General features: G+C 63.8%; 10 protein-coding genes and 1 tRNA gene. 6 read left to right on the top strand and 5 right to left on the bottom strand.

Annotated elements, in window-relative coordinates; all coding sequences use genetic code 11:
* Window positions 1-36: 36 nt before the first annotated feature.
* The 3 genes from ABID97_RS00330 to ABID97_RS00320 are packed head-to-tail and all read right to left on the bottom strand — an operon-like array spanning window position 37 to window position 5,925.
* Window positions 37-1,461 carry an efflux transporter outer membrane subunit gene (locus ABID97_RS00330; RefSeq protein ID WP_354396620.1) on the bottom strand — a complete coding sequence of 475 codons (1,425 nt, stop codon included), beginning with the start codon at window positions 1,459-1,461 and terminating at the stop codon, window positions 37-39.
* On the bottom strand, window positions 1,458-4,619 hold the full coding sequence (locus ABID97_RS00325) for an efflux RND transporter permease subunit (protein ID WP_354396619.1): 3,162 nt from the start codon (window positions 4,617-4,619) through the stop codon (window positions 1,458-1,460). The genes ABID97_RS00330 and ABID97_RS00325 overlap by 4 nt, the downstream gene beginning before the upstream one ends.
* 16 nt (window positions 4,620-4,635) lie before the next feature.
* Complete coding sequence (locus ABID97_RS00320; RefSeq protein ID WP_354396618.1) at window positions 4,636-5,925, bottom strand: efflux RND transporter periplasmic adaptor subunit; 1,290 nt, start codon at window positions 5,923-5,925, stop codon at window positions 4,636-4,638.
* 176 nt (window positions 5,926-6,101) lie between these two features.
* On the opposite strand from ABID97_RS00320, the gene ABID97_RS00315 reads away from it, so the two are divergent.
* From ABID97_RS00315 to ABID97_RS00305, 3 genes are all read left to right on the top strand, one after another.
* A complete protein-coding gene (locus ABID97_RS00315) occupies window positions 6,102-6,776 on the top strand; it encodes a TetR family transcriptional regulator (protein ID WP_354396617.1) in 675 nt (224 codons plus the stop codon).
* A gap of 43 nt (window positions 6,777-6,819) precedes the next feature.
* Window positions 6,820-6,894, top strand: a tRNA-Arg gene (locus ABID97_RS00310).
* Between the two features lie 300 nt (window positions 6,895-7,194).
* Window positions 7,195-11,019 carry an RNA-directed DNA polymerase gene (locus ABID97_RS00305; RefSeq protein WP_354396616.1) on the top strand — a complete coding sequence of 1,275 codons (3,825 nt, stop codon included), beginning with the start codon at window positions 7,195-7,197 and terminating at the stop codon, window positions 11,017-11,019.
* A 224-nt stretch (window positions 11,020-11,243) separates the two neighbouring features.
* Here the strand turns inward: ABID97_RS00305 and ABID97_RS00300 are convergent, their stop codons facing one another.
* On the bottom strand, window positions 11,244-11,486 hold the full coding sequence (locus tag ABID97_RS00300; RefSeq protein ID WP_354396615.1) for a helix-turn-helix domain-containing protein: 243 nt from the start codon (window positions 11,484-11,486) through the stop codon (window positions 11,244-11,246).
* A 286-nt stretch (window positions 11,487-11,772) separates the two neighbouring features.
* Here ABID97_RS00300 and ABID97_RS00295 point away from each other — a divergent pair, with 286 nt between their 5' ends.
* Window positions 11,773-12,141 carry a hypothetical protein gene (locus ABID97_RS00295; protein WP_354396614.1) on the top strand — a complete coding sequence of 123 codons (369 nt, stop codon included), beginning with the start codon at window positions 11,773-11,775 and terminating at the stop codon, window positions 12,139-12,141.
* Window positions 12,142-12,236: 95 nt separating this feature from the next.
* A complete protein-coding gene (locus ABID97_RS00290; protein WP_354396613.1) occupies window positions 12,237-12,977 on the top strand; it encodes a glutathione S-transferase in 741 nt (246 codons plus the stop codon).
* A 2-nt stretch (window positions 12,978-12,979) separates the two neighbouring features.
* Here ABID97_RS00290 and rsmI read toward each other — a convergent pair whose 3' ends face one another.
* The gene (gene rsmI / locus ABID97_RS00285; RefSeq protein ID WP_354396612.1) at window positions 12,980-13,933 is read right to left on the bottom strand and encodes a 16S rRNA (cytidine(1402)-2'-O)-methyltransferase; all 954 of its coding nucleotides are present in this window, start codon (window positions 13,931-13,933) and stop codon (window positions 12,980-12,982) included.
* 45 nt (window positions 13,934-13,978) lie between these two features.
* Between rsmI and ABID97_RS00280 the strand changes: the two genes are divergently transcribed.
* Window positions 13,979-14,356 (top strand): YraN family protein, encoded by a 378-nt coding sequence (locus tag ABID97_RS00280; RefSeq protein ID WP_354396611.1) that lies wholly within the window; start codon window positions 13,979-13,981, stop codon window positions 14,354-14,356.
* Window positions 14,357-14,407 lie beyond the last annotated feature (51 nt).

Below are 14,407 nucleotides of genomic sequence, written 5' to 3'. Positions count from 1 at the left end.
GACGGAAGGCCGCTCCCAAGGCGTCGCGCGAAAGCCTCAGCCCTTGCTGTCCCGGGTCGCCCAGCCGCCGCCCAGCGTCTTGTAGAGCGTGACCTGGTTCTGCAGCTGCAGGAGCCGCGTGGTCACGGCCGATTGCTGCGCCGTGTAGAGCGAACGCTGCGCATCCAGCAGGTCGAGCGCGCTCGCAATGCCGTTGCGGTAGCGCATGTCCGAAAGCCGGAAGCGCACCGCCTCGGCCTCGGCCTGAGCGCGCTGCGCACGCACCTGCTCGCCCAGCGTGGCGCGGCCGGCCAGCGCGTCGGCCACTTCGCGGAACGCGGTCTGGATCGACTTCTCGTACTGCGCCACGGCAATCTCGCGCCCGGCCCTGGCCGAGTCGAGCGTGGCCCTGTTGCGGCCCGCATCGAAGATCGGCAACGTGATCGACGGCGCGAACGACCAGGCCTTGGAGCCGCTGTCGAACAGGCCAGAGAACTCGCTGCTCACGGTGCCCAGCGTGGTGGTCAGCGACACGCGCGGGAAGAAGTTGGCGCGCGCGGCGCCGATGTTGGCGTTGGCGCCGATGAGCTGCTGCTCGGCCGCGCGGATGTCGGGCCGCTCGGCCAGCAGGTCGGACGGCAGGCCGGCCGGCACGTCGGGCATCGGCTGCACGCTGTCCAGGCCCTTGACGCCGCCCGCGGTGGCGCTGGCCGGCACCGGCGCGCCCAGCAGCAGGGCGAGCGCGTTCTCGTCCTGCATGCGCGCGCGCTGCTGCTGCGCATACGAGGCACGCGCGGTCTCGGCGAGCGAGTTGGCGGCCTGGAAGTCGAGCTCCGACGACACGCCGTTGTCGAAGCGCAGCTTGGTGAGGCGCACCGATTCTTCGCGCGTGACCAGCGTCTGGCGCGTGAGCTCGAGCAGCTCGTCGTCGGCAATCAGCGTGAGCCAGCCCGTGGCCACTGCCGCGATCAGGCTCACCTGCGCGGCCTTGCGCGATTCCTCGGTGGCCAGGTATTGCGCCAGCGCCTGGTCCTTCAGCGCGCGGATGCGGCCGAAGAAGTCGATCTCCCAGGCCGTGATGCCCAGGTTGACGCTGTACTGCTGCGACACGCTGCCCACGCTGCTGTCGAAGGCCTGGTAAGGGTTGGGGCTGGAGCGCGATCCGCTGCCCGTGACGCCCACCGCCGGGAACAGCGACGAGCGCTGGATCTGGAACTGCGCGCGCGCCTGCTCGATGTTGAGCACCGAGACGCGCAGGTCGCGGTTGTTTTCCAGCGCGGTGCGGATCAGGCCGTTCAGCCGCGCATCGGTGAAGAAGTCTTCCCACGGCACGGCCGCCGCGGCCGGGCCGGCCGGCTGCGCCGGGTCGCCCGGGAAGGTGGTCGGCACCGGCGGGGCCGGGCGCTCGTAGGTAGGAATCAGCGAACAGCCGGCCAGCAGCATGGCCGCGGCCAGGGCGGTGGGAATCAGTTTCTTGGTCATGTTGCTTTTTCTTCCATGATGCCGGCCGCCTCTGCATGCCGCTTGTCGGCTTCATGCTGTCGTGCGCTGCCCTTGAACAGGGTGCGCACCACCACGAAGAACACCGGCACGAAGATCACCGCCAGCGCCGTGCCCGTCACCATGCCGCCCAGCACGCCGGTGCCGATGGCGCGCTGGCTGGCCGACCCGGCCCCCGAGGCGAGCACCAGCGGCACCACGCCCAGGCCGAAGGCCAGCGAGGTCATCACGATGGGCCGGAACCGCAGGTGGGCCGCGGCCAGCGCCGATTCGATGATGCCCTTGCCCTGCGCCTGCAGGTCCTTGGCAAACTCGATGATCAGGATCGCGTTCTTTGCCGAGAGGCCGATGATGGTGATCAGCCCCACCTGGAAGTACACGTCGTTGGAGTAGGCCCGCAGCATCGTTGCCAGCAGCACGCCCAGCACGCCCAGCGGCACCACCAGGATCACCGCCAGCGGGATCGTCCAGCTCTCGTACAGCGCGGCCAGGCACAGGAACACCGCGAGGATCGCGAAGCCGTAGAGCACGATGGCCTGCGAACCTGCGAGCTTTTCTTCACGCGACTGTCCGGTCCATTCGAAACCGAAGCCTTGCGGCAGCTGGCGTGCGAGCTTTTCCATCTCGGCCATGGCCGCGCCCGTGCTGAAGCCCGGTGCCGCGTCGCCGCTGATGCGGATGGCGGGGTAGCCGTTGTAGCGCACCGTCTGCGTCGCGCCCTTGACCCACCTGGTGGTGGCAAATGCCGACAGCGGCACCGGCTGGCCCTGCGAGTTGCTGGCGTTCAACCGCAGCAGGTCGTCGGGCTGCATGCGGGCCGGCGCATCGGCCTGCACCATCACGCGCTGCAAGCGGCCGCGGTTCGGAAAGTCGTTGATGTAGCTCGAGCCCAGACCGGTCGACAGCGTCGCGTTGATCGCGTCGAAGCTCACGCCCAGCGCGTTCGCCTTGTCGCGGTCGATGTCGATCTGCAGCTGCGGCGCGTCTTCCAGGCCGTCCGGCCGCACCTGCGCCAGGATCTTGCTCTGCCCGGCCATGCCCAGCAGCTGGTTGCGCGCGTTGATGAGCGCCTCGTGGCCCGCGCCCGAGCGGTCCTGCAGCCGGAAGCTGAAGCCGCTGGCGTTGCCCAGCTCAGGAATCGGCGGCGGGCTCAGCGGGTAGATGAAAGCGTCGCGAATGCCCGAGAGCGCACCGAAGGCGCGGCCCGCGAGCGCGCTGGCCGAATGGGCCGGGTCCTTGCGTTCTTCCCAGTCTTTCAGCGTGACGAAGGCAAGGCCTGCGTTCTGGCCCTGGCCCGAGAAGCTGAAGCCCATTACGCCGACCATGCTCTGCACTTCGGGCTGCTTCAGGATGAAGCCTTCGACCTGCTGCATGACCGACAGCGCGCGCTCTTGCGTGGCGCCCGGGGGCAGCTGCACGTTGACGATGATGTTGCCCTGGTCTTCCGCCGGCAGGAACGAGCTTGGCAGCCGCATGTAGGTGAACACCACCGCGCCGATGATGACCGCGTAGATGACCAGGTAGCGCGCGGCGCGCTTCAAGATGCGCGCGACAACGCTCTCGTAGCCCTTGGCCGTGCGCGTGAAGCCCCGGTTGAACCAGCCGAAGAAGCCGCGCTTCTCGTGGTGGTGGCCGGCTTCCACTGGCTTGAGCAGCGTGGCGCACAGCGCAGGCGTGAGCGACAGCGCCATGAAGGCCGAGAAGGCGATCGAGGTCACCATCACCGCCGAGAACTGGCGGTAGATGTTGCCGGTGGAGCCCGCAAAGAACGCCAGCGGCACAAACACCGAGATCAGCACCACGGTCACGCCGATGATGGCGCCCGAGATCTGCTTCATGGCCTTGCGCGTGGCTTCGAGCGGCGAGAGCCCCTCTTCGCTCATGATGCGCTCGACGTTCTCGACCACCACGATGGCGTCGTCCACCACGATGCCGATCACCAGCACCATGCCGAACATGGTCAGCACGTTGATCGAGAAGCCCAGCGCCAGCAGCGAGGCAAACGTGCCCAAGAGCGCAATCGGCACCACGATGGTCGGAATGATCGTGTAGCGCCAGTTCTGCAGGAACAGGAACATCACCACGAACACCAGCGCGACGGCTTCGAGCAGCGTCTTGACCACTTCGGTGATGGAGATCTGCACGAAGCGCGAGCTGTCGTACGGAATGTCCCACTTCACGCCCGGCGGGAAGAAGCGCTCCAGCTCGGCCATCTTGGCGCGGATCGCCTTGGCCGATTGCAGCGCGTTGCCGTTGGGCGTGGGCTGCACGCCGATGCCCACCGCGGGCACGCCGTTCAGCCGCGCCGACGTGGCGTAGGACTGCCCGCCCAGCTCGACCCGCGCGACGTCTTTCAGCCGCACGGTCGAGCCGTTGGTATTGGCGCGCAGCACGATGTTCTTGAACTGCTCCACGTTGGCGAGCTGGCCGTTCACCACCACCGTGGCCGCAATGGCCTGGCCCGGAATGTTGGGCAGGTCGCCCAGCGTGCCCGAAGACACCTGCGCGTTCTGCGCGCGAATGGCATTGTTCACGTCGGTGGCCGACAGCGCATAGCCCTGCAGCTTGGCCGGGTCGATCCAGATGCGCATCGCGTTCTCGGAGCCGAAAAGCTGCGCCTGGCCCACGCCGATCACGCGCTGCAGCTCGGGCACGATGTTGCGCGCCGTGTAGTCGCCCAGCGCCACCGGGTCGAATGCGGGGTTGTCCGAAGACAGCATCACGAACATCAGGAAGTTGTTGCGCGCCTTGTCCACGCGAACGCCCTGCTGCGTGACCGCGGCTGGCAGGCGCGGCGTTGCGCGCGAGAGCCGGTTCTGCACGTCCACCTGCGCCAGGTCGTCGTTGGTGCCGGCCTCGAAGCTGATGGTGATGGTGCCGCTGCCGTCGGCCTGCGCCACCGATTCCATGTAGATCAGGCCCGGCGAACCGTTCATTTCGCGCTCGATGACGGACAGCACGCTGTCCTCCAGCGTCTGCGCCGAGGCGCCGGGGTACGCCACGTTGATCACGATGGCAGGCGGTGCCACCGGCGGATATTGCGAGATCGGCAGCTGGGTGATTGCCACGCCGCCCATCACCAGGACGAACAGTGCGATCACCCAGGCGAAGATCGGGCGGTCGATAAAGAATTTGGCCATGCGGGCGCGCTCCTGATTACTTCTTCTCGGCGGTGGCAGGCGCCGGGCCGCTCGCTGGCGCCGCCGCGGCGGAGGCCGCCGGCGCCGCCGGTTGTGCCGCGCCGTTGGGCGCGGACTTTTGCCAGGGCACCGCCTTCACCGGCGTGCCGGGCGGCATCATCTGCAGCTTCTGGAAGCCGTCGACCATCACCTGCTCGCCCGCCTTCAGGCCGTCGAGCACCACCCACTGGTTGTCCTTGGCAGCACTGATCTTCACCGTGCGCTGGCTGATCTTGCCGTCGGCGCTCACCACCGACACCGTGTCGCCCTGCTGCGTGCGCGTGACGGCCTGCTGGGGAATGGTGATCGCGTTGGTGGCCTGCGCCTGCTCCAGCCGCACCCGCACATACAGGCCCGGCAGCAGCTCGCCCTTGGGGTTGGGCACCTCGGCGCGCAGCGTGACCTGGCCGGTGGTCGAATCCACCGTCAGGTCGGAGAACAGCAGCTTGCCGGGCATCGCGTATTCGGTGCCGTCTTCCAGCACCACGGTGACCGCCGCGGCTTCTTCGCCGTTGGCACGCTTGTACTGGCCCGCGGCCAGCGCGCGGCGCAGCTTGAGCACGTCGGACGCCGACTGCGTGAAGTTCACATACATCGGGTTGATCTGCTGCACCACGGCCAGCTCGGTCGCGTCGCCCTGGCCCACCAGCGCGCCTTCGGTCACCAGCGCACGGCCGATGCGGCCCGCGATGGGCGAGGTCACGTCGGCGTAGCCCTGATTGATCTTGGCCGTTTGCACCGCTGCGCGGCCCGAGGCCACGTCGGCTTCGGCCGTCTTCTGCGCGGCCACCGCGTTCGCGTATTCCTGCTTGCTCACCGCGTTGGCCTCGACCAGCGGCTTGTAGCGCTCGGCCAGGGCCCGGGCCTGCACCGCGTTGGCCTGGGCGCGCGCCAGCGTGGCCTGTGCGTTTTGCGATGCGGCCACCAGCGGCGCCGGATCGATGCGGAACAGCAGCTGGCCGGCCTTCACGTCGCTGCCTTCGCGGAACTCACGTTTCAGCAGGATGCCCGAGGCGCGGGCGCGAACCTGCGCCACGCGCGAAGCCTCCAGCCGTCCCGGCAGCTCCGTCACCAGGCCCACGTCGCCCGGCGCCGCCACCACCACGCCCACTTCAGGCGCGGGCCGCGGCCCGCCGGCACCCGGGCCGCCCGGTCCGGCCGGCGCATCCCCCTTGGAACAGGCCGCGAGCGCCAAAACCACGGCAGCGGCCACGATCGCGAGGCGCGGCGAAAACGACGAATGACGCGAAACATGCAGGAGAGGCATGCGAATCCTTTGAAGCAAAGACGGGAGATGGCCAGTTCGCGAAGCGAACAGAAAACCAGCGTAAACAGCCGGGCCATCGGGGAAGCCCGCTAGTTTACATACATTCATGGATGTATAGTGACACCTTCGAATGGCCTCACGATACCGAAAGGGCTTCGCTTTACAAAACAGGAGACTTGGTGGCACGTCGTACGAAGGAAGAAGCACTGGCCACGCGGCACCGCTTGCTCGATGCCGCGGAGCTGCTGTTCCAGGCGCAAGGCGTCTCGCAGACCTCGCTGCAGCAGATTGCGCAGCAGGCCGGCGCCACGCGTGGCGCCATCTATTGGCACTTCAAGGACAAGGCCGACCTCTTCAACGCGATGATGGAGCGCGTCATCCTCCCGCTGGAGGCCGGCCCCCGGGCGGCAGCCGCCGCCAGCAACAACGATCCGCTGGCCGAGATCGAAGAGGGCATGGTCCACGCCCTCACCCTCATGGCCACCGACCCCCAGGTGCGCCGCGTGTTCGACGTGGCCACCCACAAGGTCGAATACACCCACGACATGGCCTCCGTGCAGCAGCGCCACCTCGACGCCCGCAACGCCTGCGTGACCGATTTCGAAAAAGCCCTGCGCCTGGCCGCCCGGCGCGACCGCATCAAGCTCCCCGTGCCCGGCCACGCCGCGGCGCAGGGCCTGCACGCCCTCATCAGCGGACTCATCCAGAACTGGCTGCTCGACCCCGCCGCCTTCGACCTGGTGCCCACCGGCCGCCGCACCTTCCGCGTCTACCTGGCCGGCCTGGGCTTTGCATCACGGAACTCGAAAGCCGGTATCGGGAACGAAGCGGATGAAGAAGTCGCCCTCTGATGGGCGATAATGTGGGGCTCCGGTACTGCCGGAGCCCAGATTCCTCGCTGTATTTCAACGGATAGAATTCGGCCCTCCGAAGGCTGAGATCCAGGTTCGATTCCTGGCGGCGGGACCAGATGCAAAAGCCGGACACTTTCATGGGTGTCCGGCTTTTTTGTTCTCCTTAGGGCAATGCTCTTCCGACTTCCGATTTAGTCAAAAGAACGTCTCCCGAATCAGTTGTAGGGGATATCAAACTGACGGGGAAGGCTCTGCACGCTTTCATCTTGATTGCCGTCAGATGCCGGGCGTTTAGCGAACTCTCCTGAGCCACTATCGTCGGTCACCGACGGCTTAGCTTTACGCCTGAGAGGAATGGATCGGTGTTGTGACAAGATGTATAACTCCCACAGTCCTCCATTCTTAAGGGTTGTAAATGAGCGTTGTGGATTTACGGTACGACAAGCTACACCCGCGAGCAAAAATTCTTCAAGATGAGGTCGTTCTTGCGCAAGCTTGGAAGAAGACGCACACATTTATTCGCCGCTACAACTGGTACGCGGATGTGCTGGAGCTGGACGCATCAGGGGTCTGTCTGTCGCAAAACCTAGCTGAATGGTCCCACGACCTTGCAAGCGGTGACTACGTGACGGCTCCTGCTTGGTTGGTTCCGGCGCCAAAGAACGGGTTGTGGTGTTTCCGTTCGGAATCCGAGGGCGGTTGGCAGCCGCGACGAACCGAGGGAGATCAGACGCCGGTGCTGCGCCCCCTCGCGCACATCGGAGTGCGGGAACAAACGGTTGCGACCGCCATCATGCTTTGCTTGGCAGATTGCATTGAATCGGCTCAGGGCGACACCTCACTTCCTGCGGAGAAGGCAGCGGAGAATAGCGTCTTCAGCTATGGCAATAGGCTGTTTTGCAACTGGTCGAAGAATCACACCGCTGCCTCGTTCGCATGGGGGAACTCAAACACGTACAGCAGATACTTCCAGGACTACCAGAAGTACGTCGAGCGTCCGCTGGCAATCGCCAAAAACTTGAATATTGGCGCGGACAGTATAGTGTTCATCGTCAGCTTGGATCTAAGCGCCTTTTTTGACAACATCGATATCCCGCTACTCGTGGAGAAATTGAAGGGCGAATACCAAAATTTTTATGATGCTTCCGAGAATGAATTGCAGCCTGCGGACAAGGCGTTCTGGGATATTGCGCGGCGGGCTTTGAGTTTCAAATGGCGCGATTCAGATTTAGCTCTTAGAGCATTGTTCCGCGATGGTGAGTTGCCACTGGGGCTTCCCCAAGGATTGGTCGCGAGTGGGTTCTTTGCAAATGCTTACTTGCTCGAATTTGACCGAGAATTGGGCTCTTTCATAGATCGAAAGCCGAGGGGGAAGAGATTCCGTGTTCACGACTATTGCCGTTACGTAGATGACCTGAAGTTGGTCATCTCCGTAGACCACGACGAGGAGACGCCTCACAGCGTAGCCGAGCTGCGCGACGAAATTAGTGCATGGGTTCAAGGCGTGCTTAAAAAACACACCACATCATCCAAGCAGGATGGTACCCATTTATGGCTTAACGCAAAGAAGACTCAGCTGGAAGCGCTTGTCGAGGTTGGAACCGAATCTAGTACTGGGGCGCGGATGAAGGCGCTCCAGCAGCAGCTAAGTGGTCCCTTTGACCTAGACTCGTTACGTCAGGCCGAAACCGGGCTCAATGGCCTTTTGTCTTTAGCAGAGCTCGGACTAATCGAGGAAATCAAGCCCGCACAGGGGATCCTTCGCCTTGCGAGCGTTGCATCGTTAAAGCATGAGGTAAGGGATGACACACTAACTCGTTTCTCCGCATATCGGCTTGTCCGATCTTTGCGCCAGCGCAGAAGGATGACCGATCTGACGCAGGCCAACGATGGCGAAAGCGCAATTGATGCGTTGCGGCATGACTATCAAGCTGCTGCACGGCGCTTAGTCTCTGCATGGGCACTGAACCCTTCCCTCGTACAGGTGCTCCGATATGCGCTGGACCTCTGGCCGAGCGCCGAGCTGCTAGAAACAGTTGAACAGGCGCTAATGAGCAAGTTGAACAATGCTTACCCGGATTCGGAATTCGGGCGAAGAGTGGGCTTCTATGTCCTCGCGGACCTATTCAAAGCGGGTGCGACCGAAACTGGACGAGAGGCTGAGCAAGACTTGAGTTTTGACCTCGCTGACTTGGAAGCCTACCGCGCTGCGCTCGCGGACCTTGCACTCCGAATCTTAGATACGAGGGAAGCACCTTGGTACGTCCAACAACAGGCAAGCCTCCTGCTGGCTTCAGTGGGGCAGAGAGCAACGCTGCCGCAGGAGCCTTTCGAACTTCGATTCCATAGAGCCCTCCATTTATTTGCTCGGGCGAAGTCACCTGCGCCGGACATATCCTTTGAAGAAGAAGTTGTGATATCGCTTGTCGGTCACCAGCTTTTGAGGGACGACGGACACTATGTGCGATGGTTCATCAACTTTGGCGATGGGAGAAACAGGAAGCAAGTCGCAAGAGCTTGGCAAATTGTGGCTGAAGCTTCTCCTGAACTGTTGAAGAATCTTCTGAGTTCGAAACGAAATGCTATGTCGCCGTTGATTGAGTGGGCACCTAAGCATTTGACCCGATTTGAAGAGAAGCGATGGCATGGCGGAATGGGACCCTTACCAGTTAAAAAGTGGCTACCACTTCTGACCGCCATAACCCATCCATTGCCGTTGTTCGGTCAAGAGAATGCGCTGCTGAAGCTTGCGGAAGCACTGAGCAAGTCGAAAACAGTACGAGCGTTTGCCCCCGAACTCCTGACACTCCTGAATGTGGAGGTCAGGTCTGACGACTGGGGGCAACTGAATAACCCAAGCTTTGCTACTCTCGAGGCACAGGCGGTCGTTTCGCTCAAAACGACGGATGGCACGTATGACACACCTTCTTGGTGTCGGCCTGAAGATGCTTGGATGTATGCGTTTGGACGCCTGCTGCGCGCTGCCGCCACGGGAGAGTCCGACTTCACCGCTCGTCACTGGCTTAGCAGAGAAGACACTGGGTGGTACAGCGGTCTTAAGAGTACTTGGCACAAGCGCCGCATGGGGATGCTCCATTCTGCTGGAGGACTGAGGGGCACAACCACCGCAGTCACGCCGTGGTTTTCGGACCTGCTATTTCACCTATTGAGATGGCCAGGCGTTACTGAACGACAGAGTCAAGAGGCGGCCACCATCTTGACACGGCGCGATTTCGATGATGCCGTCAAGAGGCGACTTGAATTTCAAAAGGAGCTTTATGGCGCTAGCAGCCGCTTGCCCATTTACCGTTATCCGGTCGAATGGCCATTGAACGAAACTCGTGGGCTGCGGGTTGCCATGGTCCAAGGCCTCATGCCGCTGCATCATCATTTTGACAGCGGGCTGACCGGCCTCGATGTTCCTGGCTATCGGGAGAAGCATCGGAACCACACTGCGGCGCTACTGCATCTCACGCACAAACATCTAGTTGCGCGGGACTACGTCTTAGGACGTTCAGAGAAGCCGCATTTCGATCTCGTTGTGTTCCCCGAACTCAGTATCCACGTGGATGACCAAGACCTCATGCGGGCGTTCTCAGACGCGACTGGCGCGATGTTGTTCTACGGGCTCTTGGGCGCAACAGAACCCACCAGCAGCGAGCCTATCAATGCGGCTCGATGGCTGGTCCCGCAGCGACGCGCTGGACGCCGATCTTGGGTCGATGTGGATCAAGGAAAGTTCAACCTTACCCCTGAAGAACACAACCTAGGAATAAAGCCATGGCGACCGTATCAAGTTGTCATCGAACTTGTTGACTCTACCAAGCCGACCAAAAAACCTTACCGGCTGACAGGCTCAATTTGCTTCGACGCGACCGACATCTCGCTAGCCGCCGACCTGCGCAACGAAAGCCATATGTACGTGGTCGCGGCTATGAATAAGGACGTTAAGACGTTTGATAGCATGGTTGCAGCGCTTCGCTACCACATGTACCAGCACATTCTGATTGCTAACGTCGGCGAGTTCGGCGGCTCCACTGCTCAGGCACCTTACGACAAAGAGCATCGACGACTCATATCGCATTCCCATGGCGGCAATCAACTGGCTATATCAGTCTTTGATGTGCGTGCGGAAGATTTCGGCCCTGAACTTAAGGCGGCAGAGTCAGGAGTGAAGAAGTGGAAAGAAGTAAGTGAGCGCATCGGCAAAGCGCCGCCAGCCGGTTTAGACCGCGCTTAAGGGGTCGACTGCAGACGTGGCGGAAGAGTGCTCACCCTGCTAGTAAGCCAAAAATGTTGGCTGGGGGACTTGCAAGCGAACCCAACGCTTAATCTTATTTTCAGGTTTCATCACGACGAGTCGTTGGCCAAAGACGCAACCGCCTCGGATGAGGCACTCTATCGCAGAGAAACGATGCAGCCTCGAGAGACTCGACGGAGGGCTCCCGCGAGCGGATGGGACCGCTAGACCTGCGTTCCTATTAACTTGTCCAGAGTCTTGCCCGGCTTGACCCCGCAGACCGAACACCACCGGGCAAATAGCAGCACGTCGACGAAGTTCTCGCCCCGTTCAAGCTTGGAAACGTAGGACTGCCCCACGCCGAGGGCTTCGGCCATCTGCACCTGCGTTAGCCCAGCTTTCACACGAACGCTGCGCATCAGGTTGCGCAGCGCCTCGTACTCGGCGTGATAGAGGGACACGGACATGCGCTCATCGTCTAGTCCGTTTCGGAATAGTCGTAACACGACTTTTCAAGCTACGATCCCGCACGCGAAGGCGAAGACCTGAGCGTCGTCAAAAAATCAATCAGGGATCGGATCAACATGAACAACGGTATGTTTCCCATGGGCGCAGCCTTGGTGCTCTCGGCTCGCAGTGCAAGCGGCGGAATGCCTAGCGCCGCTTCCAATTCGCTGAGCCGCTGACGGCCATTTCCATGAAGCGGCCTGAAGGCAGCCTCAACCCTCTCTCTTGCCTCTCTCCGGATACGCGGTGATCGAAGAGGCGCGGTGCGAGGAGGTTCCGCGTCACTCGGTGTGGACGCTCGGCTCCAGGCTCCGGCATCTGCGAGTGCCAGAGGAAAGCACCGCCACCGCATCGAGCCGCACGCTCAAGCTGATGGCTATGGGCGGCGAACTGATCCGCCGCAGCCTGACGGATGCCGAGGACGCAGAGCCGCTGATCTCCGCATTCGCGCAAGGCGTGGTGCTGGGCTTCTACCGCCTCGCGCAGATCGACGCTTGCTACTCGCTGGAGGGCGTGGGTTTCTGGCGTCGCTGCGAATTGGCCAGCATCCACCAGGTGGGCGTCGACGGCGGGCAGCGGATTCGTGCGCAGCATGAGCGAAGCCCGACCCGATAACGGCTCTCGCACGGCGAGGCCGGCGTTCCGAGTGGCACTGTAGGGTCTGTGCGCAGACGGTTGCAGGGCAACGCTGCCCCTGACACCATGGCCGCATGACCACCACCACTACCTATCAACTCCACTACTGGCCCACGATCCAGGGCCGCGGGGAATTCGTGCGGCTCGCGCTCGAAGCGGCGGGCGCCAACTATGTCGATGTGGCGCGCATGCCTGAATCGAAGGGCGGCGGGGAGTCGGCGTTGGGCGGCCGGCTCGACGATCCCGGCATCGCGCGGCCGTCCTTCGCGCCGCCGTTCCTGGTCGACGGCGACATCGTCGTCGGGCAGACGGCGGCCATCCTGCTGTACCTGGGGCCGCGGCTCGGCCTTGCGGGCGTGGGCGAATCCGATGGCCTGTGGACGCACCAGCTGCAGCTCACCATCGCCGACGCGGTGGCAGAGGCGCACGACACGCACCACCCCATCTCCACCGGCGCCTACTACGAAGACCAGCGCGACGCGGCCGTGCAGCGCGCGCGGGCCTTTCGCGAGGAGCGGATTCCGAAGTTCCTGAACTGGTTCGAGCGGGTGCTGCAACGCAATCCGGCGGGGCCGTCGCACCTTGTGGGCGATGTGCTCACCTACGCCGACCTGTCGCTGTTCCAGCTGGTGGAAGGCTTGCGCTATGCGTTCCCCAAGGCCGCGGGCCGGGCGCTGGCCAAGACGCCCCTGGTCGAGAAGCTGCACGACAACGTGAGGCGCCGGCAGCGCGTGCACGACTACCTGCAGAGCCCGCGCCGCATCGCGTTCAATGAAGACGGGATCTTCAGGCGCTATGCGGAGCTGGACGCCTGAGCCTACTCGTCGTCGTCGGCCGGGCCCGCATCATTGCGGATGCGCAGCGCCGTTTCATACAGCGCATTGCGCGGCGCGCCGCTGATCTCGGCGGCAAGGCGCACGGCCGTCTTCACGGGCAGCTCGGCCATCAGGAGGCGCAGCACGCGCTCGCCTTCGGCGCCATCGTCAACAGTGGATGCGGCCACGGGGTGCAGCACCAGCGCGAATTCGCCGCGCGTGCGGTCGCGGCCGGCGGCAAACCAGGCGGGCAACTCTGCAGTGGCAACGGTCACAATCTCCTCGAACTGCTTGGTGAGCTCGCGCCCCACGGTGATGCGGCGCTCGCCCAGCACGGCCAGCGCGCGGGCGACGGCCTCGATGCGATGCGGGGCCTCCAGCAGCACGACGGCGCGCCGCTCCTGTGCAAGGGCCTGCACGGCGGCGTCGCGCTCGCCGGCCTTGGTCGGCAAAAAGCCCGCAAACACGAAGGCGCTGCTCTCGTCGCCGGCCGCCACGAGGCCGGCCGCGCCGACCAGCGTGGTGACGCTGCTCGCGCCCGGCAGCGGCAGCACGCGCTGGCCGGCCGCGCGCACGGCGGCCACCAGCCGCGCGCCGGGGTCGCTCACGCCGGGCGTGCCGGCGTCGCTCACGTAGGCAATGCGCTCACCCTGCGCGAGGCGCGCCACCACGGCCTGCGCGGCCTCGGCCTCGTTGTGCTGGTGCACGGCCAGCAGCTGGCCGCCGGGCCGGTCGATGCCGTAGGCGCGCAGCAGGCTCTGGGTGTGGCGCGTGTCCTCGCAGGCGACGGCGTCCACCAGCTGCAGCACATGCAGCGCGCGCAGCGTGATATCCGCCAGGTTGCCGATGGGCGTGGCCACCACGTAGAGCGTGCCCTGCGGATAATGCTGTGCACCCGAGGCGTCGCGCGCGGCCGCAAGGGCGGCGCCGAAAGAAGCGGGTGCTAGTGAAGCCAATGGGTTTCTCCGAAGACACAAAAAAGATAACGGCAGGGAGCACGCATGAAAACCATCACGACGACGACCAAGCGTCGCGGCGATGCGGCGGAAGACGCCGCGCTCGACCATCTGCACGATGCCGGCCTGGTGCTGGTTGCGCGCAATTATCGAACGCCCGGGCGGGGCGGCGGCGAGATCGACCTGATCATGCGCGATCCGCGCGACGCCACGCTGGTGTTCGTCGAGGTGCGGCAGCGCAGCACCAGCACGCACGGCGGGGCGGGCGGCAGCATCACGGGGGTCAAGCAGGGGCGCATCGTCTTTGCGGCGCGCCACTACCTGAACGGCCTGCGCACGCTGCCGCCGTGCCGCTTCGACGTGGTGCTGGTCGAGGAGCGCATCACCTGGCTCAAGGGCGCTTTCGACGCGGGCGGGAACTGAACGCGCCGCACAGGCTCCACCCAGCACACGTCTTGTTTCACAGCCCCCCGG

Source organism: Variovorax sp. OAS795, assembly GCF_040546685.1.
Taxonomy (GTDB): Bacteria; Pseudomonadota; Gammaproteobacteria; order Burkholderiales; family Burkholderiaceae_C; genus Variovorax.
Note: the sequence above shows the minus strand (reverse complement) of the source record. Positions and strands in the feature narration are given on the sequence as shown.

Excerpts from the sequence above, each read along its gene's own strand:
- ABID97_RS00305 (WP_354396616.1), top strand. The coding sequence starts at position 7,195 with ATGAGCGTTGTGGATTTACGGTACGACAAGCTACACCCGCGAGCAAAA.
- ABID97_RS00325 (WP_354396619.1), bottom strand. The coding sequence starts at position 4,619 with ATGGCCAAATTCTTTATCGACCGCCCGATCTTCGCCTGGGTGATCGCA.
- ABID97_RS00290 (WP_354396613.1), top strand. The coding sequence starts at position 12,237 with ATGACCACCACCACTACCTATCAACTCCACTACTGGCCCACGATCCAG.
- ABID97_RS00330 (WP_354396620.1), bottom strand. The coding sequence starts at position 1,461 with ATGACCAAGAAACTGATTCCCACCGCCCTGGCCGCGGCCATGCTGCTG.
- ABID97_RS00300 (WP_354396615.1), bottom strand. The coding sequence starts at position 11,486 with ATGTCCGTGTCCCTCTATCACGCCGAGTACGAGGCGCTGCGCAACCTG.
- ABID97_RS00280 (WP_354396611.1), top strand. The coding sequence starts at position 13,979 with ATGAAAACCATCACGACGACGACCAAGCGTCGCGGCGATGCGGCGGAA.
- ABID97_RS00320 (WP_354396618.1), bottom strand. The coding sequence starts at position 5,925 with ATGCCTCTCCTGCATGTTTCGCGTCATTCGTCGTTTTCGCCGCGCCTC.